We start from the raw sequence: 26,013 nt of genomic DNA, 5'->3' as shown, positions 1-26,013 counted from the left end.
AATCAAAATGAACTGGGAACAACTTTTATCATTAAAACGTCAAGGCGATACAAGCAAAAGATTACGTGTAGAACAAGACGACACGCGATTGGGTTTTGAGGTCGATTATGACCGAATTATCTTTTCGGCTGCTTTTAGAAGTTTACAAGATAAAACGCAAGTAATTCCGCTTTCCAAAACAGATTTCGTACATACAAGACTTACACATAGTTTAGAAGTTTCTGTTGTTGGAAGATCTTTAGGACGTTTGGTTGGTAAAAAAATCATCGAAAAATATCCTTATTTAAAAGAAATTCACGGTTATCATATGAATGATTTTGGGGCAATTGTTGCCGCAGCATCATTAGCTCATGATATTGGAAATCCACCTTTTGGACATTCGGGTGAAAAAGCAATTGGAGAGTATTTCTCGAGCGGAAAGGGATTAAAATACAAAGATAAACTAACAGCAAAACAGTGGCAGGATTTAATTGATTTTGAGGGAAATGCTAACGGGTTTTCGGTATTAACAGCAAGTCGTCCAGGAATTGAAGGCGGGCTTAGAATTTCATATGCTACTTTAGGTGCTTTTATGAAATATCCTAAAGAAAGTCTTCCGAAAAAGCCAACTAGTAATATTGCCGATAAAAAATACGGTTTCTTCCAAACAGATAAATCATTCTTTGAAGAAGTTGCTCATGACATGGGAATGATCGCAAATAAAGAAGAGGGTGATATTGGTTTTGAAAGACATCCTTTGGCTTATTTAGTTGAAGCTGCAGACGATATATGTTACACTATTATTGATTTTGAAGATGGAATAAATTTAGGTTTAGTTTCAGAAGATTATGCTTTAGAGTATCTTATAAAATTGGTAAAAGATAATATTGGTGTTTCTAAATATAAATTGTTGGAAACAAAAGAGGACAGAATTAGTTATTTAAGAGCTTTAGCAATTGGAGCTTTGATTAACGATGCTGTAGATGTATTTGTTGAAAATGAAGAAGCTATTCTAGCAGGAAATTTTCCTTTTGCATTAACAGACAAAAGTAAATACAAAGCGCAGATGAATGATATTATCAAGTTAAGTGTTGATAAAATTTACCAAAGCCGCGAAGTGATCGAGAAAGAAATTGTGGGTTATCAAATTATTCAAACTTTGCTGGATAAATTTATAACGGCTTTCAACAATAAATTTGAAGGTACAGCATCAAACTACGATAAATTGATCTTGAAGATGCTGCCAGAAAAGCATCATTTAGATAAAGGTAATTTGTATGAGCGTTTACTGCATATCTGTCATTACGTTTCATTACTAACAGATGGGAATGCTTTAGAATTATATGAGACTATTCAAGGACGTAAGAAGAATTAAATAGAAGCATTTGTGTTATTGTTCAAAATAAAACACCCCATAAAGATAATTTATGGGGTGTTTTATTTTCTCATTATCGAGAATTAAGTTTTTTTATTATTGAAAAGCATAAACTAAACCAACTCCTAAAACTTGGCGTAATTGCATTCTAGGTCCGTCGTTTACCTGAGATTTTGCGCCTGTAGCAGGATCAATTACATCTTTTTTGGTTTTAATGTCATCATCATAAACCAAATGAACACCAATATTCGCTTTAACATAAGCATTTACAACAAGATCTAAACGAGTATCATAATCAATATCAACATTGCCAAATCGGTTTAAATAATCGGTATATAAGCTTAATCGGTTTTCGTAGAAAACGTTTTTATAGATTTCGTTTTTCATATAGGCTGTCATAAGAATACCAAATTCGGCTTTTACTTTCTGACCGCTTTCAATTAAGATTTTATTATTTGGATCTAAAGGATCAGTAGCATAAACTGCTTTTTTAACACCAAAAGAACCTTGATCTGCAAGATATTGATCTAATACCAAAGTAGTTTTTAATGTAATAGGAGAGAAGTAAAAAGTTCTGTTTTTCTTCTTATTCGAGTTTTCAGCTCCAGCTCCAAGAAATATGTAAGCAGGTGCAAAAGGTTTCGAGATAGCAATGTCACGATTAGGATAGTTATAACCGTCGGTAAACTGTGTATTAAAATTAAACTTGGCTGAGTAAAACCAATTTGAAACAGTATCTTTTCTAAATCCGTAAGTTGAGTTGAGTTGAAAAGCATCGTCCGTTTTACGTAGTTCAGTTCCGTCTTGTTTGTTTAATCCGTATTTTACAATAAGCTCATTCGCCCATTTATGATTTCCTTTTTGGTAAATTCTTCCAAATTCTCCTTTAAACAAACCAGAGATAGAACTTGTTCCCCCCGCACTCCAATTCACAAATGCAATTTCTGAAATATCAAACCCTACTTGATTTTTTTTGGCCCAATTTGAAGGAAGTTTTGGTGCTTTATTAGGATCTATTGTTGTTTGTATTAATTGGGCAGAGTTTTTAGTTGTACACAAAAACAGTAGAATAAAAAGAGTGGAACGTATTAATTTCATTAGGTTTATTTTAATATTTTGGTGCCGCAAAATAATTATTTTGGCTCATTAGAAAAAAGATTTATTAAATTTTTAACGTCAATTTTACTCAATTGTTGTAACTGGTTTACTGTTCCGTGCTCAATAAACTCATCTGGAATCCCTAAAATAGTGATGTTATTTTTAAAATTATTCGCGGCTGCAAACTCTAAAATAGCGCTTCCAAAACCGCCATTTTTCACCCCGTCTTCTATTGTAATTATGTTATCAAATGAAGATAATATCGAGTGTAAGGCCTCATTGTCTAAGGGTTTTATAAAAGGGAAATCGTAATGCGCAATAGTTTCTGGATTTGTACTTTGTTGTAGAGCTTCGATTACATTATTTCCAATAGTTCCCGTTGATAAAACAGCCGTTTTTGTTCCCTGTTTTAAACAAATAGCTTTCCCGATTTTAATTTTTTCATAATGTCCGAAATTTTCTACTTCCCAATTTGGCAGCACGCCGCGTCCTCTTGGATATCGAATTGCGATTGGATGTTCTAGACCTAATTGAGCCGTATATAAAATGTTTTGCAAAGCAATCTCATTGATAGGTGCATAAATAATCATGTTTGGAATAGAACGCAGGTGCGCTATATCAAAAACACCGTGATGCGTTGCGCCATCTTCGCCAACTAAACCTGCTCTGTCCAGACAAAAAATAACAGGTAAATTTTGTAAAGCCACATCATGAATTACTTGGTCGTAGGCACGCTGTAAAAAAGTCGAATAAATATTGCAATATACAATCATGCCTTGTGTTGCCATTCCGGCTGCAAGCGTTACAGCATGCTGTTCGGCGATTCCAACATCAAAAGCACGTTCCGGTAATTCGTCCATCATAAATTTTAAAGAACTTCCAGATGGCATTGCAGGTGTGATTCCAATTATTTTTTCATTTTTTCTGGCTAAATCTAAAATAGTTAAACCAAAAACGTCCTGAAATTTAGGCGGTAAATTTTCTTCAGATTTTAAAATGATTTCTCCTGTCGAAGCATCAAATTTTCCAGGTGCATGATATTTTACCTGATTTTCTTCAGCTTGCTGTAAACCCTTTCCTTTTGTGGTTACAATATGAAGAAATTTTGGACCCTTTATGTTTTTTAAGCGATTCAATTCTTTGATTAAATTCGGAAGATCGTGACCGTCTATTGGTCCTGAATAATCAAAATTCAAAGATTTGATCATGTTATTCTTCTTCGGATTTTTTCCTTCTTTTACAGCAGTAAGATATTTTTTAAGAGCACCAACACTCGGATCAATTCCTATTGCATTATCATTTAAAATAACCAACAAATTGGCATCAGTAACTCCGGCATGATTTAAACCTTCAAAAGCCATTCCGCTTGCAATAGAAGCATCGCCGATAACTGCAATATGCTGTTTATCGAAATCGCCTTTTAATTTTGAAGCAATCGCCATTCCCAATGCTGCGGAAATAGAAGTCGAAGAATGTCCAACACCAAAAGTATCATAAACACTTTCTGATCTTTTAGGAAAACCAGAAATTCCATCGATTTGTCTGTTAGTATGGAAAATTCCCCTTCTTTCCGTCAGGATTTTATGTCCGTAAGCTTGATGACCAACATCCCAAACCAACAAATCATCTGGTGTATTAAAAACATAATGAAGTGCAATTGTAAGTTCAATAACGCCCAAACTAGCTCCCAAATGACCTTCTTTTACAGAAACTACATCAATTATAAATTGACGTAATTCTTGCGCAACTTGTAAAAGTTGTGCCTCAGAAAGTGCGCGTAAATCAGCTGGATTATATATGTTCGAAAGTAAATCGCTTTTCATTGTATGGAAAAAAGCAAATTTACGGTTTTAAATTTAAATTTAAATTTTACTTTTTGAGATCTATATATAGAGTGGGGAGTTTTAATGTAATCTTCTTATTTTTGCATTTATGATAAATCCTTTCACCGACGAATATTTCATGAAAAAAGCTTTGCAGGAAGCTGAAATGGCTTTTGAAAAAGGCGAAATTCCTGTTGGAGCAATAATTGTTGTTGCTGATAAAATAATAGCAAGAAGTCATAATTTAACAGAATTATTAAATGATGTTACGGCTCATGCCGAAATGCAGTCGATAACCGCTGCAGCCAATTTTCTTGGCGGTAAATACCTAAAAGATTGTACACTTTATGTAACGCTCGAACCTTGCCAAATGTGTGCAGGAGCTTTATATTGGAGTCAGATTTCGAAAATTGTTTTTGGAGCACGAGACGAACAAAGAGGTTTTATAACAATGGGAACAAAACTACATCCAAAAACTACAGTAGTTTCAGGTATAATGGCAAATGAAGCTGCTGATTTAATGAAACGTTTTTTCTTGGAAAGACGTAAGTAGTTAAAACAAATATCCTCCTGTGTAAACACAGACAAAAATCATAAAAGAATTAAAGCAGACAATATTGTAAAATGTGTTTTCGGAAAACCCTTTTTTCGAAAGCAATATCTTTATACTTATTCCGATTGAAAAAAGAAGAATTAGGCAAGTGTAAAATTGAATTCCATTGCTGCTTAAACCGCTGGAAAGCAAATTTGTATAATTTATTGTTTTGGATTTGACGGTTGTTACAGATTTAAATAATAAAGAAGTTTCAATTGCAATATTATTTTCATCAATAAATTCTTTTGCAGTAGAAAAAGTAAATCCTTTTTGTGTAAAATAATGATAAGAAACTTTTTGTCTAGATTTCCCAGAAGTTCTTATAGTGTAATGCGTAATTACATCATTAGCTTTTGACGCAGGTAAAACATAATAATCTGCAAAGGCAATCAAAATAAAAAATGTTATTACACCCAGCAGATATATAATTGTGTTTTTGTTTTTTATAATAAATTCATTTTCAGAAGAATATCTGTTTGAGTTATTGGGCATTCTTTTTTAAATTTAGAAACGTTAATTTGATAATTTAATGATTTCTTTTTGTGAAGCTTCAGCAAAAGTTAAAAAAACAAAATAAAGAATTTTCTTCTTAATGAAACCGAAAAATATTATACTTTTATTGTAATTTAATTTGTAATTTGCTGTTATTGCTAATAACGGTAAATCGTACTAGTTTCTAATTTACTAACCATTAACTCTAAATAAAAGTGAAAGTAAAAGGATTAAGTCTCGTATTTTTTGTGTTTTTTATTTTTCAGTCTTGCGGTAGAAAATCAGCTGCAGATTTCAATTCAGATTTTTCACTATTTAAAGATTATATAACCAGTTTTACTGGAGGAATCGTTTCTTCGGATTCTGATATTCGTGTGGTTTTGGCTTTCGATAAGAATGATTGGAAACCCAATCAGGAATTAGATGATGATTTGTTTGATATTTCGCCAAGCGTTCATGGAAAAGTGGTGGCGCTTTCGACCAATACATTAGCTTTTATTCCAGAGAAAAAACTAAAACCTGGAACAGAATATCAGGTTACTTTAAACTTAGATAAACTGACTGCTATTCCAAAAGAGAAGGAAAAGGAACTATCCAAATTCAATTTTACAGTTAAAACGGTTAAACAAGATTTTACCATAAATACTGGCGATATTCAGTCATACAGCAAAGAATATCAGTATTTAAACTGCGTTTTGAAAACGGCAGATAATATTGATTTTGAAACGGCTCAAAAATTGGTTGAAGCAAAACAAAAAGGTAATAATCTTAAAATTAAGTTTGAGAAAACTACAGGTCCTGCGAAAGAATTTCGTTTTATAATTGACAGTATTCAGCGTCATTCTGAAGCTTCTAATGTTGAGATTATATATGATGGAAATGATTTTGATATTGACCAAAAAGGACAAATCGATTTTCCTGTTACAAGCATAAACGAATTTAAAGTTATAAAAGTTGAAGTTCCAGATGGAAATAATCAATCGGTTTTGATTAATTTTTCTGAGCCTTTGGAAAAAGGTCAAGATTTTGCTGGATTGGTTTCAATTCAAAACACCAATAATCTTAAGTTTTCTACTCAAGGAAATTTATTAAAAGTATATTTTACGAATCAAAATGCACCTAAAAAAGAAGAACCGGTTGCAGTAGTTGCACAAGAATCAGCGGTTGTTGCAGTAGATTCGGCTGCAGTGGTAGTAGATTCAGCAGCAGTTGCGGTTGATTCAGCAGTCGCAGTTGCAGATAATGCGGTTGAATATGTGCCGGACGAAGAACCTGAACAAGTTGTGACTGGTGAATTATTATTAGAAGTTTTTGAAGGAATCGAGAGCCAATACGGTAAAAAATTAGAATCAAATTATTCTGAAAAAATCTCCTTCGATCAGATAAAACCAAGTATTCGTTTTGTTAAAAACGGAACAATTTTGCCGAGTTCAAATAATTTAAAATTGAATTTCGAAGCAGTAAATTTAAGCGCTGTTGATGTAAAAGTATATAAGATTTACAAAAACAATATACTTCAGTTTCTTCAATATAACCAGTTAAACGGCGGGCAAAACCTCAAAAAAGTCGCACAGCCAATTGCCAAAACCACTTTGAATTTAAGAGAAAGCACGCTAGTAAATTTGACAAAATGGAACACGTATGCTTTAGATTTATCTAAAATTATAAAACCGGAACCAGGAGCAATTTATAGAGTAGAGTTTGTATATAAAAAGAAGTATTCTCTTTATAAGTGCGAAACATCTAATGGAAATGATGATGAAGCAGAAGAGGAGGAAGTAGATGAAAATGATGTGAATTATAGTGGTAATTCGTACGATGATTATTATTACTATGATGATTATAACTGGAGAGAAAGTGAGGACCCTTGTTCTGGATCGTATTTTTATAATGCAAGAATTGCGACTAATATTTTAGCTTCAGATTTAGGAGTTATTGCGAAAAGAGGTGAAAACAAGTCGTATTTATTTGCTGTAAATAATATCGTTACAACAGAGCCAGTCTCAAATGCAAGAGTTGATTTATATAATTTCCAACAACAAAAAATTGGTACGCAGGCAACAAGCAGTGAAGGTATTGCATCTTTCCAATTAGATAAATTCGCATATTTTGCGATTGTTACTTTAGGCGATCAATCGACTTATGTGAAGCTTGACGATGGACTTTCATTATCTGTAAGTAATTTTGATGTTGCCGGCGAGACTTTACAAAAAGGTTTAAAAGGGTTTATTTATGGTGAAAGAGGCGTGTGGCGCCCGGGAGATAATTTGTATTTGTCTTTTATTTTAAATGATGCAGCCAAAAAACTTCCGAAATCGCATCCAATAAAATTCAGATTAAATGATCCAAATGGTAAAACAGTTTATCAAACCGTTCAAAAAATAAACGATTTAAATCATTATGCCTTTATAGTGCCGACAAATCAAGATGCTCCAACAGGAAATTGGGAAGCAATGGTAAGTGTTGGAGGTGCTAAATTTTATAAAAGCATTAAAATTGAAACGATTAAGCCAAATCGTTTAAAAATCAAGAATACTTTTAGCAGAAAAACACTATCGGCATCTTATCCAAATACAGATAATATTGAGGTTACTTGGCTTCACGGCGCAATTGCGAAAAATCTGAATGTAGAAATGCAAGCTAAATTTTCGCAGCAAACCACCACGTTCAAAGGATATGAAAAATTTAGTTTTGATGATATCGTTCGTCAATTTAGTACTGAAGAAATTAATGTTTTCTCTGGAAAATTAAATGAAAGCGGAAAAGCTTCTGTAAATATCGAGCCAAGATTGCAAGGTCAGGCACCTGGAATGTTACGTGCTTCGTTCATTACAAAAGTATATGAAGAAGGCGGTGATTTTAGTACAGATGTTATGTCAACAACTTATTCACCATACAAAACCTATGTGGGAATAAAATCGCCTGAATTGAACAAATATAATATGCTTGAAACCAGAGCGAATAATCGTTTTGAAGTAGTTACAGTTGATGAAAACGGAAGACCAAGAGCAGTTAGAAATCTTGAAGTAAGAATTTATAAAGTCGACTGGAGATGGTGGTGGGATTCATCAAGTGATAATTTGTCTAATTATAATTCATCAAACTCAACAACAGCTTATAAATCTATTATAATTGACACAGATTCAAGCGGAAAAGGAAGTTTTCAATTTGCTTTAACCGATGAAGAATGGGGGCGTTATTTGATTCGTGTTGAAGATACAAACGGCGGGCATGCAACTGCCTTAACAGTAAATATCGATTGGCCAATATGGTCCGGAAAAACAAGAAACAGAGATGCTTCAACAGCCAACATGTTAGTTTTTTCTACAGATAAAAAGAATTATGCCGTTGGAGAAAAAGCACAAATTTCTTTCCCTTCAAGTGAAGGCGGGCGTGCTTTAATTTCTATTGAAAACGGATCTCGTGTGATTCAGACAATTTGGGCGAAAACACAAAAAGGTGAAACAAAAGTTGAGGTTCCTATTACAGGAGCAATGGCGCCAAATGTTTATTTTAATATCACTTTATTACAGCCTCACGCAACAACTAAGAACGATTCGCCAATTCGTATGTACGGAATTGTTCCTGTTGAAGTTGTGGATAAAAACACGATTTTGGCACCAACGATTAATATGCCAGATGTTTTAAGACCAGAACAACCATTTACAGTAAAAGTGGGCGAAAAAACAGGTAAAGAAATGACTTATACCATTGCGGTTGTCGATGAAGGGCTTTTAGATTTAACTCGTTTTAAAACACCAAATGCATGGGATAGTTTCTATGTTCGTGAAGCTCTTGGAGTAAAAACATGGGATATTTACGATGACGTAATTGGAGCATATGGCGGAAAAATAAATCAGATTTTCAGTATAGGTGGAGATCAGGATTTAGGAGGCGGGAAAGCTAAAAAAGCGAATCGTTTTAAACCAGTAGTATTGTATTATGGTCCGTTTAAATTGGAAAAAGGACAAACAAAATCACACGAATTAAAACTGCCAAAATATATTGGTTCTGTTAGAACAATGGTTGTGGCAGGAGATGCAAATACAAGTGCTTACGGAAGCGTTGAAAAAGCAACTCAAGTTAAGAGTCCGTTGATGGTTTTAGCTTCGCTGCCTAGAAAGATTTCGCCATCAGAAAAAGTAACACTTCCAGTAACTGTTTTTGCAACTGAAAATAAAATCAAAAATGTTTCGATTCAGGTAAAAACAAGCAACGGATTGAAAGTAATGGGAAGTGCCGTTCAAAAACTGAGTTTTGCTCAGCCAGACGAAAAGATGGCATATTTCAATTTAGTTGTAGGTGCTGCAACTGGAATTGCAAAAGTTCAGGTTATTGCAACATCTGGAAGCGAGAAATCAGTTTACGATGTTGAAATTGATATGACGAATCCAAATCCTGTTACAAGTACTTTTACAGATGTTGTTTTGTCTCCAAATAGTACTAAAACAATTTCATGGAAAACATTTGGTGTTGCCGGAAGTAATAAAGCAAGATTAGAAGTTTCATCTATGCCATCAATGAATTTGAATGGAAGAATGCAATTTTTAATTCAGTATCCACATGGTTGTGTAGAGCAGACGACTTCTTCGGTTTTTCCTCAATTGTATTTAAGCGATGTGGCTGATATTGATGCGAAACGTAAAGAGATTATTCAAAAAAATATTGCAGCCGGAATTGCTAGATTAGGAAATTTCCAATTATCAAATGGTGGATTACCTTATTGGCAAGGAGGCACAATTGCAGATGATTGGGGAACTTCATACGCAGGACATTTCTTGATTGAAGCGGAGAAAAAAGGATATATTCTACCAATTAATTTCAAATCAAAATGGTTGTCTTATCAGCAAAAAGAAGCAAAACAATGGCGTTTTGAACCGAAATACGGTAACGATATGGCTCAGGCTTATAGATTGTATACGCTGGCTTTAGCAGGAAATGCTGATTTATCTGCAATGAACAGACTTAGAGAAACTAAAGGCATTTCAAACGAAAGTAAACTTCGTTTGGCAGCAGCATATGTTTTAGCGGGACAAAAATCAGCTGGACAAAGTTTGTTCCTGAAAACAAGCATTGACGGAGATTCAGATGGATACAGTTACTACTATTACGGTTCAAGCGAAAGAAATAGAGCAATGGCTCTAGAAACAATGCTGCTTTTAGGACAAACACAAAAAGCATTTACTATGGCTTCAAAATTAGCCAAAGAAATGTCAGCTAATCAATGGATGAGTACACAGACAACGGCTTATTGCTTGTACGCGATGTCGAAATTTGCAATTAGCAATGGTCCAAAAGGAATCAATATTCAGTTTAGTAAAAATGGAAAAGGAGAGGCAATAAATACAAGCAAATCAATTGCAGATCGCAGTATTTCTGTTACTTCTGGAGCAAATAGTATTACGCTGAAAAATAATAAAGCAAATACAGTTTATGTTCGCGTATTGAATACTGGAATATTGCCAATCGGACAAGAGAATGCTGTTCAAAGCGATGTTTCGGCAAGTATTGTTTTCAAAAACAGAAAAGGAAGTATAATTAATGTTTCAAGAATCAACCAAGGAACTGAGTTTATCGCCGAGGTTACTATTAAAAATCAAAGAGGAGAAAGTATTCAAAATGTAGCGTTATCACAAATTCTTCCTTCAGGATTTGAAATTGTAAACACCCGTTTTACAGATTACGGAGACGCCGTAAACAACATTGCTGATTATATTGATATACGCGACGATAGAACGAATTTCTATTTTGGAATGAAAGCCAGAGAAACTAAAGTTTTTAGAATTCTATTAAATGCATCCTATTTAGGTAATTATTATTTACCTGGTTTACAATGCGAAGCTATGTATGATAATACTTTCTTAGCTAGAACAAAAGGATTCTGGGTTGAGGTTGTGAAATAAAATTTATTAGCCGCAGATTATATGGATTAAAAGGATTTTTAAAAATTTGTGATAATTAGTGTAATCTGTGGCTAAAAAAAACTTAGCGAACTTTGCGTCCCGATAGCTGTTGGGATAGCGTCTTTGCAGTTAAAAAACAAGTATTGAAAAATAAAATTACAGCGTTTTTTCAACGCATTATAAACTGGATTAAAAAAAACAAAATAAAATCAGCAATTGCATTTGTGCTCTTGCTGATTTACTATTTTTCGATACCTCGAACTTTATTCAAAGAACCTTATTCAACCGTTATTGAAAGCAAAGAGGGCGAATTATTAGGAGCTAAAATTGCCCAAGACGGACAATGGCGTTTTCCTTCGCAGGACAGCGTTCCGGATAAGTTCAAGAAGTGTATTGTTTATTTTGAAGACGAATACTTTTATAAACATCCTGGGTTTAATCCTGGTGCGATGATAAATGCTTTTAAACAAAATAGAAAAGCAGGTAAAGTAGTTAGAGGCGGCAGTACCTTAACACAGCAAGTTATAAGATTATCCCGAAAAGGGAAAAACAGAACTTACTTTGAAAAATTAATAGAAATTATTCTGGCTACAAGATTAGAATTAGGATATTCTAAAAATGAGATTCTCGAAATGTATGCCGCTCACGCACCATTTGGAGGGAATGTTGTTGGGTTAGAAATGGCTTCTTGGCGTTATTTTGGAGTACAGTCCAATCAATTATCGTGGGCTGAAAATGCAGTTTTAGCGGTTTTACCAAATGCACCAAGTTTAATTTATCCCGGAAAAAATCAGATAAAATTATTGAATAAACGAAACCGACTTTTACTAAAATTACATCAGGAAGGTATAATCGACAAGCAAACTTATGAACTTTCTATAGAAGAACCTTTGCCTCAAAAACCGTATGATCTGCCTCAAATTGCACCACATTTATTGCAGAGAGTGGCAAAAAATGAAGAAGGAACAAGAGTAAAAACAACAATTGATTATGCGTTGCAAAATCGTGTAAATCAAATTGCGAGATATTATTACAATCAGTACAAGCAAAATGAAGTTCACAATCTGGCTATTTTGGTAATTGACGTTCAGAATAGAAATGTAATGAGTTACGTTGGAAATGCTCCAACAGATAAAGATCATCAAAAAGATGTTGATATTATTGATGCGCCAAGAAGTACAGGAAGTATTTTAAAACCACTTTTGTACGGTGCAATGTTAGATGATGGTGAATTGTTACCCAATACTTTAGTGGCCGATGTTCCTACGCAGATTTCAGGATATACGCCTCAAAATTTCAATTTAACATTTGATGGCGCTGTTCCGGCGCATCGTGCATTGTCGCGTTCGTTGAACATTCCAGCAGTTTTAATGCTTCAGGAATTTACAGTCAATAAATTTTACGAAGAACTTCAAAAATTTAAATTGAAGAACATTAATAAAACTCCAGATCATTATGGTTTGTCGCTTATTTTAGGAGGTGCCGAAAGTAATTTATGGGATTTATGCAGAACTTATGCAAATCTGTCTTCAACATTGAATTTCTATACTAAAAATAAAAATCAATACAGAACAAATGAGTTTACAGAATTAAATTATAAAAATGATTTTAAGCCCGATTTTGGATCAGAAACGGATCAAAAGAATATTTTGGGCGCAGGTTCAATTTGGTTAACGTATAACGCAATGGAACAGGTAAATAGACCTGAAGGAGATGAAGCCTGGAAGTTTTATGATAGTTCTCTAAAAATTGCATGGAAAACAGGTACAAGTTTTGGAAATAGAGATGCATGGGCAATTGGAACCAATTCAAGATATGTTGTTGGAATTTGGGTTGGAAATGCAACTGGAGAGGGAAGACCAACTTTAACCGGAGTTACAAGTGCTGCTCCAATTTTATTTGACGTTTTTAATTTATTGCCCAGACAAAGATGGTTTGATACTCCTTATAAAGATTTGGCTGAGGTTGAGGTTTGTCGATTAAGTGGTTATTTGGCTAAAGAGAATTGTCCGAAAATTAAACAATGGGTTTCTAAAAAAGGAAAATCAACAAAAGTTTGTCCGTATCACAGAACTATTCATTTAGATAAAACAGAACAGTTTCAGGTAAACAGCAGCTGTGAAAATGTTGAAAATATTATTGCTAAAAATTGGTTTGTTCTGCCTCCAGTTATGGCTTGGTACTATAAAAGTCAGCATATTGAATATTTGCCATTACCACCATTTAAAGAAGGCTGTGAGGGAACTCAAACCTCAGTTATGGATTTTATTTATCCAAAGGCAAACAGTAAAATATATTTGACTAAAGATTTTAATAGCAAAATACAACCAGTAATTTTAAAAGTTGCTTATTCTGAAAGAGATAAAGAACTATTTTGGTATGTCGATGATGTTTACAAAGCTACTACAAAAACCTTTCATGAACTGCCAATTACACCGACAACAGGAATACATTATATTACAGTTGTAGATGCTTCTGGAAATGAAATTAGGAGGAAAATTGAGATTGTGAGGGAATAAATGTGGATGCCCCCCTTTTTTTTTAAATTCCAAATTCTAAAACGGGTTCTTGTTGAGATAATCTTTTTCAAAGTTTTACACTTTGAAAAAGATGTCACGCAATCTTGTCATTTCGACCGAAGGGAGAAATCACACTAGAAATTCCGTAAAGAATGTTGACAATCTTTATCAAGCTACGAGTGTGATTTCTCCCTTCGGTCGAAATGACAAAAAAATATCTTATGAAAACGAATACCTAGCCCAGATACAAGCGGATAGCTGGAAATTGCTTCTAAAAAAACAGTCACGAATTACACAAATTTCCCGAATTAAAATTAGTGTCAATTCGTGTAGTTCGTGGCTATTTAAAAAAAAAGCACAAAAAAACCGCCAATCTCACGAAAGGCGGTTTTTATTTTATTCTGTAATAACATTTCCCTTTTTGTCGTAGAAATGATATTCTAAATACGTGTAAGCGTCACGAGGTATGATTTTCACCCATTTCTTATGTTCAAAAAACCATTTTGAACGTAATGATGGAAAACCTTTGCTGAGGTATGCAGCCACAAACGGATGTGTGTTAAGCACAACTTTATTGTGGGTTTTTAAAAGTCTTTCTAAATCAGAGGTGATCTTATCAATAATTAAAATAGGTGCTTCAATTTCACCATTTTCTTTGTTAGGATCTTCTTCTCTGGTCTTAATGTTAACTTCTGGTCTTACGCGCTGTCTTGTAATCTGGACTAAACCAAATTTACTTGGCGGTAATATTTTATGCTTTGCTTTATCGTCGCTCATTTCTTCTCGCAAGAAGTCGAACAAAACCTTCCTGTTTTCAGGATTCGACATATCGATAAAATCTACTACTATGATTCCGCCCATATCTCGCAGACGAAGTTGTCTGGCGATTTCTGCAGCAGCAATCATATTTACTTCCATAGCAGTGTCTTCTTGATTGGTTGCTTTATTCGAACGGTTTCCGCTGTTTACGTCTATAACGTGAAGAGCTTCAGTGTGTTCGATGATAAGGTAAGCGCCCTTGCTCATAGATACTGTTCTTCCAAAAGAAGTTTTGATTTGTCTCTCTATATTGTATTTCTCAAAAATCGGAGTGTCATTTGATTGATAAAACTTAACAATCGATTGTTTTGAAGGTGCAATTTCTTGCAGATATTCCTTCGTTTGATGGTACAACTCTTCGTCATCTATTTGAATACCGCTGAAGGTATCATTGAAAACATCTCTTAATATTGAAGAAGCTCTGTTGAGCTCTCCTAATACTTTTGATGGATGATGAGCAGTTGGTAATTTTTTACACATTGCAGTCCATCTGCCAAGCAGGTTCTGCAAATCTTTTTCTAATTCGGCTACGTTTTTGCCTTCGGCTACTGTGCGAACAATAACACCAAATCCTTTAGGTTTGATCGATAGAACAAGTTTTTTTAGACGATCCTTTTCTTTTTTGTCTTCTATTTTTTGAGAAATAGAAACACGATCAGAAAAAGGAACTAGAACGATAAATCTTCCGGCAAGAGAAAGCTCAGCACTTATTCTTGGACCTTTGGTCGATATAGGTTCTTTAACTACTTGAACTAAAACAGATTGATTGGCACTTAAAATATCAGTAATGATGCCATCTTTGTCAATCTCTTTTTCAAACTGAAAGGTTTTTAGGGAGAAATCTTTTAATTTACCTGCGCTTACAAGTTTTATGAATTTCAGTTGGGAAGCTAAATTTGGACCTAAATCGTGATAATGTAAAAAGGCATCTTTTTCGAAGCCTACATTTACAAAAGCAGCATTAAGTCCAGCAACTGGTTTTCGTATTTTGGCAATAAAAATATCACCAACCTGAAAGTTGCTTTTTTCTTCTTCTTTATGTAATTCAATTAGTTTTCCATCTTTTAATAAGGCAAAATCTACGGCTTCAGAACTCGATCTAATGATTAATTCTTTATTCACACTGTAAATTTTTATCCGTGAATTGGTTGTCGGTTGTTTGTTGATAGTTGTTGGTAAAAATAACCAAAAACCAAAAACCAAGAACCATCAACTTCTACAAGGATGGATTAAACAATATTTTAACAGGTATTGAACCCGGAGAAAACTAGCTAGCAGTTTGCAGTTTTAAGTAATCAGCGGACTGAAGACTAAATACTGATGACTGGATACTAATTTTCAATTTCAATGAACGTTTAAAAAGAAAAAAGTAGTTTAAAACTACTTTTTCTTTTTGTGACGGTTAGCTCTCGCTCTTTTTTTACGTTTGTGAGTAGCTACCTTATGTCTCTTTCTTTTTTTACCACTTGGCATATTGTGTCAGATTTATGTTAATTAATATTATTTTGCTTCGTTGTTCGTTTTTACTCCTTCTACAAAAACTTTTGCAGGTTTAAACGCAGGGATGTTGTGTGCAGGAATTTTAATTGTAGTGTTTTTAGAGATATTTCTACCAGTCTTTTCAGCTCTGGTTTTTACAATAAAACTACCAAAACCTCTTAGGTAAACATTGTCTCCAGTTTCTAATGAAGTCTTAACTTCTTCCATGAACGTTTCTACTGTTGCTTGAACATCTCCTTTTTCAAGACCTAGTTTTTCTGAAATTTTCGCTACGATATCTGCTTTCGTCATTTTCTTTCCTATTTTATTTTATAATGGTGTACTATTTTTTTGAGGTTGCAAATATAAGAATTAAAAAAATAATTAATCAAGCTAATTCGTTAAATTTTAATTACATAAACATTTACTTTTGCTTTTTAAGGATTTCAATATGGATTTTCATAACACACTGATAAAATGGTATTTACAAAACAAGCGTGATCTTCCATGGCGAAATACGACCGATCCGTACCAAATTTGGCTCTCAGAAATTATGCTGCAGCAAACAAGAGTTGCGCAAGGAATGCCTTACTTTTTTGCTTTTACCAAGGAATTTCCTACCGTTTTTGATCTTGCAAATGCCTCTGAAGAGCAGGTTTTGAAACTTTGGCAGGGACTTGGTTATTATTCGCGTGCTCGAAATTTACATAAAACAGCAAAATATGTTGCATTTGATTTAGGTGGAAGTTTTCCTGCTGCTTACAAAGAGCTTCTAAGTTTAAAAGGCGTAGGAGAGTATACCGCCGCCGCTATAGCTTCTTTCTCCTATAACGAAGCGGTTCCCGTTGTTGATGGAAATGTGTTCAGAGTGCTTTCGCGTTATTTTGACATTGAATCTGATATTGCGATTCCTGCCACTAAAAAAGAGTTTGCTGAACTTGCATACGAATTAATGCCAAAAGATAATCCGGCAATTTTTAATCAGGCAATAATGGAGTTTGGTGCCTTGCAATGTGTGCCTAAAAGTCCTAATTGTACAATTTGTGATTTTAATGATAGTTGTGCGGCGCTTCAAAAAAGAAGGTTATGGATTTGCCTGTAAAATCAAAAAAAGTAAAAGTTACCAATCGTTTCTTTAATTATTTAATTTTAGAAGATGCCTTTGGAAATACGCTGATACAAAAAAGAACTGCAAAAGGAATCTGGCATAATTTGTATGAGTTTCCTCTTCTTGAAACCAAAGAAATTGAAGGATTTGATTTTGTTTCAGAAGCTGTAAAAAATGATCTTTTTTGTTCTTATACTATTATAGGTATAGAAGAATATGCTAATGCGGCTTTGGTGCACAAGCTTTCGCATCAGCATTTGCATATTCAATTTTGGAAAATAAAGATTGAGGAGGTAATAGAAAAGGGTGTTAATATGGTAGATGTAAAAGCATTTCCTTTTCCTATTGTAATTTATAATTTTCTAGAAAAGCAGGAATTAATTTGCTAAATAAAATGTATCTTTGGTAGAAATACCGCTATTATTATGAATGGAACATTAAACAAAGTCATGCTTATTGGGCACTTAGGCGATGATGTAAAAATGCATTATTTTGATGGAGGAAACTGTATTGGACGTTTTCAATTGGCGACAAATGAAGTTTATATTAATAAAACAACCAATGAAAAAATAACTTCAACAGAATGGCATAATCTAGTTGTACGTAATAAGGCAGCTGAAATTTGCGAAAAATATCTTTCAAAAGGAGATAAGATATATGTTGAAGGGCGTATAAAATCAAGACAGTGGCAAGCTGAGGATGGTACTACAAAATATACGACCGAAATTCAAGTTACTGAGTTTACTTTTCTTACCACAAAAAAAGAAACTGCAAATCATAAAACAAATCAAGATTCAGAATCCGCAAAAAACACTAACTTTGATGCTTCAAACGAAGGGTTGCCAATAAATGATCTGCCCTTCTGATTTTTTAACTAATCTATTTTAATTTGGACCCGGAGCCCAGTTTACTTTTTACTTCAACTTTAGACATCAATTTAATTATTGGTTTTGTCGGAATATTTATTTTACTTTTTTTATCGGCCATTGTTTCAGGAGCCGAAGTTGCACTCTTCTCTTTGTCTCAGAAAGATATCGATCAAACACTGCAGGAAAACTTCTCAAAGGGAAAAATCATTTCAGATCTTTTAGATAAACCTAAAAAACTATTAGCAACATTGTTAGTTGCCAATAATTTTTTGAATATTGGAGTTGTTATATTATTTTCTTTCGTTGGCCGCAATTTATTTAATGGTGTTAGTTCTCCAGTTCTTAAGTTTATTTTGGAGGTCATTTTAGTTACTTTTTTAATCTTGTTGTTTGCAGAAGTTTTGCCTAAAGTGTATGCAAGCAGAAACAATATAAAGTTTGTTAATCGTTTTGTTTATCCCATTTCAGTTTTAGACAAACTGCTTACGCCAATTAGTCTTCCTATGCGCAGTCTTACTTTGTATCTGCATAATAAATTAGGGAAACAAAAAAATAACTTTTCGATTAATCAGCTTTCTCAAGCTTTAGAATTAACTGATTCGGAAGGAACTTCAACGGAAGAACAGAAAATTTTAGAAGGAATTGTTTCTTTTGGAAATACAGATACTAAGCAGGTTATGAGTCCGAGGATTGATATTTTTGCTTTGGAAATCTCAGAATCATTTGAAGCGATCTGTCCGAAGATTATTGAGAAGGGATTTTCTAGAATACCTGTATATCGTGACAATATAGATCAAATAGAAGGCGTTTTGTTTGTTAAAGACTTGCTGCCGCATATTGATAAAGATGATTTTGATTGGACTTCATTAATAAGAGAAGCTTTTTTTGTTCCTGAGAACAAGAAACTAGATAATTTATTAAAAGATTTTCAGAGCTTAAAAAGTCATTTGGCTATTGTTGTTGATGAGTATGGCGGGACTTCTGGATTGGTTTCTTTAGAAGATATTATAGAAGAAATTGTAGGCGATATTAGTGATGAATTTGATGATGAAAATTTAAACTATTCTCAAATAGATGAAAAGAATTTTCTTTTTGAAGGAAAAATAAATCTAAAAGATTTCTATCGAATTGTTGATGTTGACGAAGATGTTTTTGAATCTCGCAAAGGTGAGGCGGAAACATTGGCGGGATTTATTTTAGAAATTTTAGGGAATTTCCCGAAGAAAGATCAAAAAGTGATTTTTGAAAACTGTGTTTTTACAATTGAAACAGTTGATAAAAAACGTGTAAAACAAATAAAAGTAACAATAGAATAATGTTAAAAAAAATAATTTTGGTAACTGCAATTTTGCTGGCATTAACAGTTGTAAGCTGTAAAGATGATGTTTTGCCTAAACCTGCAAGTTTCCTTAGATTAGATTACCCAGAGGCAAAATATGTCAATTTTGAAAACAACTGTCCTTTTGCTTTTCAAATTAATGAAGATGCTGTAATTAAAGGCGAAAAGGACTGCGGATTTGCAATTACGTATCCAAAGATGAAAGCAACAATTTATTTGACCTACAAGCCTGTAAATGGCAATATTGACAAGCTTTTGAGAGATGCTCAGAAACTGACTTACGAGCATGTTATAAAAGCTGATGATATTCTAGAGCAGCCCTATTTAAATCCTGAGAAAAAAGTATACGGAATGTTTTATCAGGTTGACGGAAATGCGGCTACAAACTCACAATTCTATGTTACAGATAGTACAAAGCATTTTGTAATAGGTTCTGTTTATTTTTATGCAAAACCTAATTTCGATTCGATTATGCCGGCTGCTAGTTACATCAAAAATGATATGCAGCGATTGATGGAAACTTTAAAGTGGAAATAAGAATAAATGGAATAATAATAAAAACGGCGTCTGTGTATAACAGACGCCGTTTTTTTATTTGGGAAGTTCTAAATTTAAGATTTGAAATTTAAAACTTTATATGTTTTCCCGTCACCAGTTTCTTGAACTACTTTTGTTAAAGATTCTGAGTTTTGAATTGTTTTGTCAAAAGTAACAGTTGCCGTTTTTTTGTCAAAATCAACAGCAGCTTTTTCTACTCCTTCTAAATTAGATAGTTCTTTCTCGATTGTTTTTGCACATCCCATAGCGCAAGTCATTCCTTCGATTTCAAAACTTGCAGTTTGTACATTCTCAGCCGCTATTGCTTTGTGCTCTTTTGGAGCCTCTTTTTCGGCTTGAGCCTTAATTAAGCTTAAGCTTTTATCTTCTTCTTTTTTGCAGCTTACAAATGCTAAACTTGCAATTGCTATAACAGCTATAGTTTTTGTAAATTTCATTATATATGATTTTAAAATGTTTAATATGTTTGTTGCAAAATTAATAAAAACCAAGAGGTTAGTTCGTAAAATAATTACAAATTTGCAGTAAAATACTATTTATGGATGCAAAACAGTTGAAGTGGGGTTATTTACTGGTGCTTTCGTTGATCTGGGGAAGTTCTTTTATCTTAATTAAAAGAGGTTTGGTTGGCTTAACAGCAGTTCAGGTAGGTTCATTCCGAATAATTTTTGCGGCCTTGTTTTTGTTAATTATCGGGTTCAAGAGTTTAAAAAAAATTTCGCGCCACCAGTGGAAATTTGTTGCCATAACTGCGTTTTTTGGAACTTTTACTCCAGCGTATCTTTTTGCAATTGCCGAAACTGAAGTTGATAGTTCTATAGTAGCGATTTTAAATTCTTTGACGCCTTTAAATACATTGGTTTTGGGAATTATTATTTTCGGAATCCAATTTCAAAAACGTCAGATTCTGGGTGTTTTTGTTGGATTAATCGGATGTTTATTATTAGTTTTAAGCGGAGCTTCATCGAACCCAGGACAAAATTACTATTATGTTATTTTAGTAGTGATTGCAACTATTTGTTATGCGATAAATGTCAATTTAATCAAAAAATATCTGTCAGATCTAAATTCGGTGAGCATCACAACTGGAAATTTTACGGTTTTGCTTTTACCGGCGTTAATTATTTTAAGTACGACAGATATTTCTGAAAAGATAAATATTGACATCACGCAGCAGTCAATATTATTTGTGATGATTTTAGGGGTTTTAGGAACGGGAATAGCAAATGTTTTGTTTTTTAAATTAATTCAAATGTCATCACCAGTATTTGCAACATCAGTAACGTATCTAATTCCCATAGTTGCTTTTTTCTGGGGATTATTAGATAACGAAATGTTGACTCCAGTTCAGTTTTTTGGAGCATTTATTATTTTGATTGGTGTTTATTTATCGGCTAAGAAGTAGGTTTTTAGCTGTAGATGTGAGATGATATCGATTGTCAGGCTGAGCGAAGTCGAAGCCCTTTGCGCCCTTCAACTTCGCTCAGGGTGACAAAACGAGAAATAAAAAAGCTTCGTCAAAGTTTTAAACTTTGACAAAGCCCTTAAAATCTCAGAACCTTAGTAACTTAGTTCCTCAGAACCTTTCTAAAGAAAGTCTGCATCAGAAACACCTTCGTTGATCTTGATGTCCGACATTTTGATGTCTAATTCAAAACCTACATTTTGTATTAAGTTAAAAGGTACTTTTACACCTTTTACCTCTTTGTAGTCGTTAAAGTTTGTTATTTGTGTATTCGATTTTCCGTCTTGTTCACGGGTTTTAGCTTCCGCAGTTTTTAATCCTGATTTCACATCATAGAAGTATGTCGTTTTACCATCTTTGATTGCATAAGCATCGCTTCCGTTAATTGGTTCAATACCTTCAACTTTTAAATCTGCTCTTTTAATCAGTTGTAATTCTTCAAAAGGAGCTGCATTGGCTTTCATTTCAGCAAGATCATTTCCTTCAAGGTTTTTACGTTTTCCTTGTTGTTCGATATATGCGCCTTTGTCGTTTACAACTTGTTTCATTAAATTCATTGGCCCCATTGCAAGAGATACCATCATTTTTCCTTTCGAATCTAATTTTGATGTAAAAGTAAGTGGTGAAGGAGCTTGCGGAATTGTTGTAGTTCCGTTCATGTAAAGAGTTTTTACAGCTGTTACTGCTTTTTCTCCGCCAATTGCTTTAATGTAATTTTCGAAAACAGTTTTAGCAGTGATTCCAGTTGGAACCTCTTTTTTCGTTGCTGGTTTCTCAACGGGATTCCCGTATTTATCAAAATAGTAAATCGGAATTTGAAGTTTTTCCAAGCCTGTAATTACATCAGAACCTTTTCCGGCGATTACAATTCTCATATTGTCCAGTAAGAAATATTTATTCGCTACACGGTAAATATCATCTGCTGTGACATTGTTAATCGTTTGGATGTATTTTTCGTAGAAATCAGCAGGAAGCTTTTCTGTTTCGATGTTTAGAGCATAACGTGCTACAGCTTGTGGTTTTTCGACCTGCATTACAAAACGGCCAATGTATCCAGCTTTTACATTTTTAAGAACGTCTTCAGAAACCTTTTCAGTTCTGATTCTTTTTATTTCTTTTATAAATTGAACAACTGCGCTGTCTGTAACGGTGTTTCTAACTGCAGATGAAGCTTTGAATTTAGTTACATATTTTCCGCTTCCAATACTTGAGCTCGCTCCGTATGTCCAAGCGTGCTTCTCACGTAAATTCATATTTAAATAACTGTTGAAATCACCTCCTAGAATTTGATTTGCAATTGCAGCAGGGAAAAAATCAGGATCGCTCATTCTTAAATTTACGGTATTTACCAATGAAATTTCAGATTGAACCGCATTTGGAACGTCTACAAAATCAATTTGAAGTTTAGAAACATTCTCTGGATTTGGATATGTGTTTTTTGGAGCAGCTTGTTTTTTCCAACCGTTAAAAAGTTTTTCGACTGCCGCTTTTGTTTCTTTAAATTTAATATCTCCAATAATTACCAAATAGGCATTTTCTGGAACAAAATAAGTGTTGTAATTGGTTTGAACATCAGCAAGTGTTACGTTTTTTACCGTTTGTTCAGATAAATATTCTCCAGAAGGGTGGTTTTTTCCAAAAGCCAAAACGTCAACTACACGATTAGCAATTGCAGGAACACTTTTCTCGTCAGCTTTAAGACCTTCTAGTAGCTTTGCTTTTTCTTTATCAAATTCGACTTGAGTAAAATTAGGTTGTAAAGCTCCTTCTGCTAAAAGTTCAAGAACTCTTCCTGAATATTTAGAAAGTGAACTGGCATAAGCTCCTGATGAAGAGAAATTAATGTTGGCGCCATAAAAATCTATTTCTTCATTAAAACTTTCTTTTGTAGTTTTTTTGGTTCCATTGCCAATCAAACTGCTGGTAAGCTCGTCAACGCCTTTTTTATTTCCTTCGGCAAAAGGTGCGTTGTCCAGTGTAAGATTGAAACTTACTCTAGGTAATTTATGATTTTCAACTATCAAAACTTTCATTCCGTTTGCCAAAACAAAAGTTTGTGGTTTTTTGATGTTGACTACAGGCGGATTTCCTGGTTTTGGTTGTGGACGATCTTGTGCTTGCATAATTCCAGTTAGGAATAAAAGGATTAAAACTGTATGTATTTTTTTCATGATTCGAGGCTCTTAATTTTGAACTTTAGTTGAAGGGATATAATCTAAAATTAAACGCTGATTTGGGTTTAAATACTTTTTGGCAACTTCTCTAATTTCTTCTCTTGTGATAGAGTGGTAAAGATCAATTTCAGTATTAATCAGGTTTACATCTCCATAAAGCAGGTAATATGAAGCTAGATTTTCGGCAATTCCCTCAACAGTTGCATTTGCGTTTACAAAATTATTGTCGAATTTGTTTTGTAGTTTTTCGTAGTCTTTCTCAGAAATCAGATCAGTTTGAATTTTTACAATTTCCTCATCCATTTCTTTTAAAACATCTGCGGTTGTATGCGGTGCCATTGGTAAACCGTATAAAATGTATGTTCCGTAATCTTCCTGGCTAAAACCAACTGCTCCAATTTGAAGTGCCATTTTTTTGTCGTCAACTATTTTTTTGTAAAGCTTAGAACTTTTTCCGTCGCTTAAATACGAAGAAATTAAATCTAAAACCCTAGCATCTCTCGTTTTCATAGATGGCGTTCTGTACGAAGCAACAATCATTGGAATTTGAATGTTTGGATCTTCGTAAGTCGCTTTTATTGTTTTGGTAATTGGTTCTTCGATAAAAGTTTGTTTTTTTACCTCTTCGCCTCTTGGAATTGGACCGAAATATTTCTGAATCCACTCTTTGGTTTTGGCTTTATCAAAATCTCCGGCTACTACTAAAACAGCATTATTAGGAGTATAGAATTTTTTATTAAATGCTTGGAATTCTTCAAGAGTCGCAGCATCTAAATCTTTCATAGAGCCAATTGTAGTCCAGCGGTATGGATGGTTTTTGAACATGTTCTTTTTAACCTCAGGTAAGATGTTTCCGTACGGCTGGTTGTCATAACGCATCCTTTTTTCTTCCTTAACAACTTCATTTTGTGTTTCAACGCCAATTTTATTGATAATTGGATGCATTAAGCGTTCTGACTCCATCCATAAACCTAGTTCTAAACTGTTAGATGGGAATACTTCGTAATAATAGGTTCTGTCATCTGAAGTATTGGCATTGTTGACACCGCCATTTGCGGTAACGATTTTCATCCATTCTCCGCGTTTGATATTTTGAGTTCCTTCAAATAATAAATGTTCAAAGAAATGTGCAAAACCAGTACGATCTGGGCGTTCGTCTTTTGAGCCGACATGGTACATTACAGAAGTGATGACAACAGGAGCAGAAGGATCATTGTGCAAAATTACATGCATGCCATTGTCTAAATTGTATTCTTCAAAAACTACTTTTTGAGCATGAGCAACTCCGCCAAGCATTAGTGCAGCACTTAACATCATTATTGAATTTTTCATAGGGATTAATAATTTTTATTTACCTTGATAATAGGTAGTCCTGAGTTAATTATAGTTACATCAAAAATAGTTTTTTTTGTGTAGTTTTTTGAAATTTTACGTGATACATGATTAATTTAACAGTGTTTTACATCTGATTTAAATTTTAAACAGCAGTAGAAGTGCTTGAAAAAGAGACTTTAGGGGAAATTAAATATTTTTAGAATTAGGAATTGCACAGTAAATTAATAGTTGTATATTTGCAACCTTAAAAATCAATAAATCAATTTGGTATGTATGCAATCGTAGAGATAGCAGGGCAACAATTTAAAGTAAGCAAAGACTTAAAGGTTTATGTTCACCGTTTAGCTAACGAAGAAGGTTCAAAAGTTTCTTTTGACAAAGTTCTTTTATTAGATGATAACGGAAATGTAACTTTAGGCGCCCCAGCTATAGAAGGTGCTTCAGTAGAAGCTAAAGTGTTACAACACTTAAAAGGTGATAAAGTTATCGTTTTCAAAAAGAAAAGAAGAAAAGGATACAAAAAGAGAAATGGTCACAGACAATATCTTACACAAATTGTAATTGAAGGTATTACTGCAGCAGGAGGAACTAAAAAAGCAGCGGCTAAAAAAGCAGTTGTAGCAGAAGATGCAGCTACTGAAGAAGTAGAAGCTCCTAAAGCTAAAAAAGCAGCTCCAAAAGCAAAAAAAGAAGCTACTAAAGAATAATAACAATATTTAAACTCATACGTCATGGCTCACAAGAAAGGTGTCGGTAGTTCGAAGAATGGTAGAGAATCAGAATCAAAACGTTTAGGCGTTAAGATTTTTGGTGGTCAAGCTGCTATTGCTGGGAACATCATCGTTAGACAAAGAGGTTCAAAACACAATCCAGGTGAAAATGTTTACATCAGTAAAGATCACACACTACACGCAAGAGTAGCAGGAGTTGTTAAGTTCCAAAAGAAAAAAGATAATAAATCTTATGTATCTATCCTTCCATTCGAAGCATAATCATTAGATTGCTATTTATAAAAAACCCGTTCTGAAAAGATCGGGTTTTTTGTTTTATATAAGTTTTACCATATAAGTTGTGTAAGAGGAT

18 protein-coding genes and 1 pseudogene are annotated in these 26,013 nt (G+C 33.7%); 11 read left to right on the top strand and 8 right to left on the bottom strand.

Annotation, left to right across the window (positions count from 1 at the left end; all coding sequences use genetic code 11):
* Positions 1-7 precede the first annotated feature (7 nt).
* Positions 8-1,354, top strand: coding sequence for a deoxyguanosinetriphosphate triphosphohydrolase (locus tag BOW57_RS04395; protein WP_089052608.1), 1,347 nt, complete (start codon positions 8-10; stop codon positions 1,352-1,354).
* Positions 1,355-1,450: 96 nt separating this feature from the next.
* Here BOW57_RS04395 and BOW57_RS04390 read toward each other — a convergent pair whose 3' ends face one another.
* Both BOW57_RS04390 and BOW57_RS04385 read right to left on the bottom strand, forming a co-directional pair.
* A complete protein-coding gene (locus BOW57_RS04390; RefSeq protein WP_129053165.1) occupies positions 1,451-2,452 on the bottom strand; it encodes a DUF3078 domain-containing protein in 1,002 nt (333 codons plus the stop codon).
* Positions 2,453-2,487: 35 nt separating this feature from the next.
* Positions 2,488-4,275 carry a 1-deoxy-D-xylulose-5-phosphate synthase gene (locus BOW57_RS04385; RefSeq protein WP_129053164.1) on the bottom strand — a complete coding sequence of 596 codons (1,788 nt, stop codon included), beginning with the start codon at positions 4,273-4,275 and terminating at the stop codon, positions 2,488-2,490.
* Positions 4,276-4,384: 109 nt separating this feature from the next.
* Here BOW57_RS04385 and BOW57_RS04380 point away from each other — a divergent pair, with 109 nt between their 5' ends.
* Positions 4,385-4,828 carry a nucleoside deaminase gene (locus BOW57_RS04380; protein ID WP_089052611.1) on the top strand — a complete coding sequence of 148 codons (444 nt, stop codon included), beginning with the start codon at positions 4,385-4,387 and terminating at the stop codon, positions 4,826-4,828.
* Here BOW57_RS04380 and BOW57_RS04375 read toward each other — a convergent pair whose 3' ends face one another.
* Entirely contained in the window at positions 4,829-5,362 is a 534-nt protein-coding gene (locus BOW57_RS04375) for a hypothetical protein (protein WP_129053163.1), read from the bottom strand.
* A 215-nt stretch (positions 5,363-5,577) separates the two neighbouring features.
* Between BOW57_RS04375 and BOW57_RS04370 the strand changes: the two genes are divergently transcribed.
* Positions 5,578-11,265, top strand: coding sequence for an alpha-2-macroglobulin (locus BOW57_RS04370; RefSeq protein WP_129053162.1), 5,688 nt, complete (start codon positions 5,578-5,580; stop codon positions 11,263-11,265).
* A gap of 143 nt (positions 11,266-11,408) precedes the next feature.
* Positions 11,409-13,784, top strand: coding sequence for a penicillin-binding protein 1C (gene pbpC, locus BOW57_RS04365; protein WP_129053161.1), 2,376 nt, complete (start codon positions 11,409-11,411; stop codon positions 13,782-13,784).
* Positions 13,785-14,180: 396 nt separating this feature from the next.
* On the opposite strand, the gene BOW57_RS04360 is transcribed toward pbpC, so the two are convergent.
* Together BOW57_RS04360 and BOW57_RS04355 are read right to left on the bottom strand one after the other, a co-directional pair.
* Positions 14,181-15,725: a ribonuclease E/G gene (locus tag BOW57_RS04360; RefSeq protein ID WP_089052725.1), complete on the bottom strand. Its 1,545-nt coding sequence runs from the start codon at positions 15,723-15,725 to the stop codon at positions 14,181-14,183.
* Between the two features lie 378 nt (positions 15,726-16,103).
* The gene (locus BOW57_RS04355; protein WP_007805026.1) at positions 16,104-16,394 is read right to left on the bottom strand and encodes an HU family DNA-binding protein; all 291 of its coding nucleotides are present in this window, start codon (positions 16,392-16,394) and stop codon (positions 16,104-16,106) included.
* Between the two features lie 139 nt (positions 16,395-16,533).
* Between BOW57_RS04355 and mutY the strand changes: the two are divergent.
* From mutY to gldD, 4 genes and pseudogenes are all read left to right on the top strand, one after another.
* Positions 16,534-17,579: pseudogene (gene mutY, locus BOW57_RS04350) on the top strand (A/G-specific adenine glycosylase).
* Between the two features lie 36 nt (positions 17,580-17,615).
* On the top strand, positions 17,616-18,056 hold the full coding sequence (locus BOW57_RS04345) for a single-stranded DNA-binding protein (protein ID WP_129053160.1): 441 nt from the start codon (positions 17,616-17,618) through the stop codon (positions 18,054-18,056).
* 23 nt (positions 18,057-18,079) lie between these two features.
* Positions 18,080-19,375, top strand: coding sequence for a gliding motility-associated protein GldE (locus BOW57_RS04340; RefSeq protein ID WP_089052618.1), 1,296 nt, complete (start codon positions 18,080-18,082; stop codon positions 19,373-19,375).
* Positions 19,375-19,935 (top strand): gliding motility lipoprotein GldD, encoded by a 561-nt coding sequence (gene gldD / locus BOW57_RS04335; protein ID WP_129053159.1) that lies wholly within the window; start codon positions 19,375-19,377, stop codon positions 19,933-19,935. Before BOW57_RS04340 ends, gldD begins: the two co-directional genes overlap by 1 nt.
* Positions 19,936-20,009: 74 nt before the next feature.
* On the opposite strand, the gene BOW57_RS04330 is transcribed toward gldD, so the two are convergent.
* A complete protein-coding gene (locus BOW57_RS04330; protein ID WP_129053158.1) occupies positions 20,010-20,393 on the bottom strand; it encodes a heavy-metal-associated domain-containing protein in 384 nt (127 codons plus the stop codon).
* A 101-nt stretch (positions 20,394-20,494) separates the two neighbouring features.
* Between BOW57_RS04330 and BOW57_RS04325 the strand changes: the two genes are divergently transcribed.
* Complete coding sequence (locus BOW57_RS04325; protein ID WP_129053157.1) at positions 20,495-21,361, top strand: DMT family transporter; 867 nt, start codon at positions 20,495-20,497, stop codon at positions 21,359-21,361.
* Between the two features lie 182 nt (positions 21,362-21,543).
* On the opposite strand, the gene BOW57_RS04320 is transcribed toward BOW57_RS04325, so the two are convergent.
* Positions 21,544-23,592 carry a pitrilysin family protein gene (locus tag BOW57_RS04320; RefSeq protein WP_206734731.1) on the bottom strand — a complete coding sequence of 683 codons (2,049 nt, stop codon included), beginning with the start codon at positions 23,590-23,592 and terminating at the stop codon, positions 21,544-21,546.
* Between the two features lie 12 nt (positions 23,593-23,604).
* Positions 23,605-24,927, bottom strand: a complete 1,323-nt coding sequence (locus tag BOW57_RS04315) for a pitrilysin family protein (protein WP_129053156.1) — start codon at positions 24,925-24,927, stop codon at positions 23,605-23,607.
* Positions 24,928-25,199: 272 nt separating this feature from the next.
* Here BOW57_RS04315 and rplU point away from each other — a divergent pair, with 272 nt between their 5' ends.
* Both rplU and rpmA read left to right on the top strand, forming a co-directional pair.
* Complete coding sequence (gene rplU / locus BOW57_RS04310) at positions 25,200-25,637, top strand: 50S ribosomal protein L21 (RefSeq protein WP_068844917.1); 438 nt, start codon at positions 25,200-25,202, stop codon at positions 25,635-25,637.
* A gap of 24 nt (positions 25,638-25,661) precedes the next feature.
* Complete coding sequence (gene rpmA, locus BOW57_RS04305; RefSeq protein ID WP_017497241.1) at positions 25,662-25,922, top strand: 50S ribosomal protein L27; 261 nt, start codon at positions 25,662-25,664, stop codon at positions 25,920-25,922.
* Positions 25,923-26,013: the final 91 nt, after the last annotated feature.

The organism is Flavobacterium sp. YO64 (assembly GCF_004119505.1).
GTDB classification, from domain to species: domain Bacteria; phylum Bacteroidota; class Bacteroidia; order Flavobacteriales; family Flavobacteriaceae; genus Flavobacterium; species Flavobacterium oncorhynchi.
Note: the sequence above shows the minus strand (reverse complement) of the source record. Positions and strands in the feature narration are given on the sequence as shown.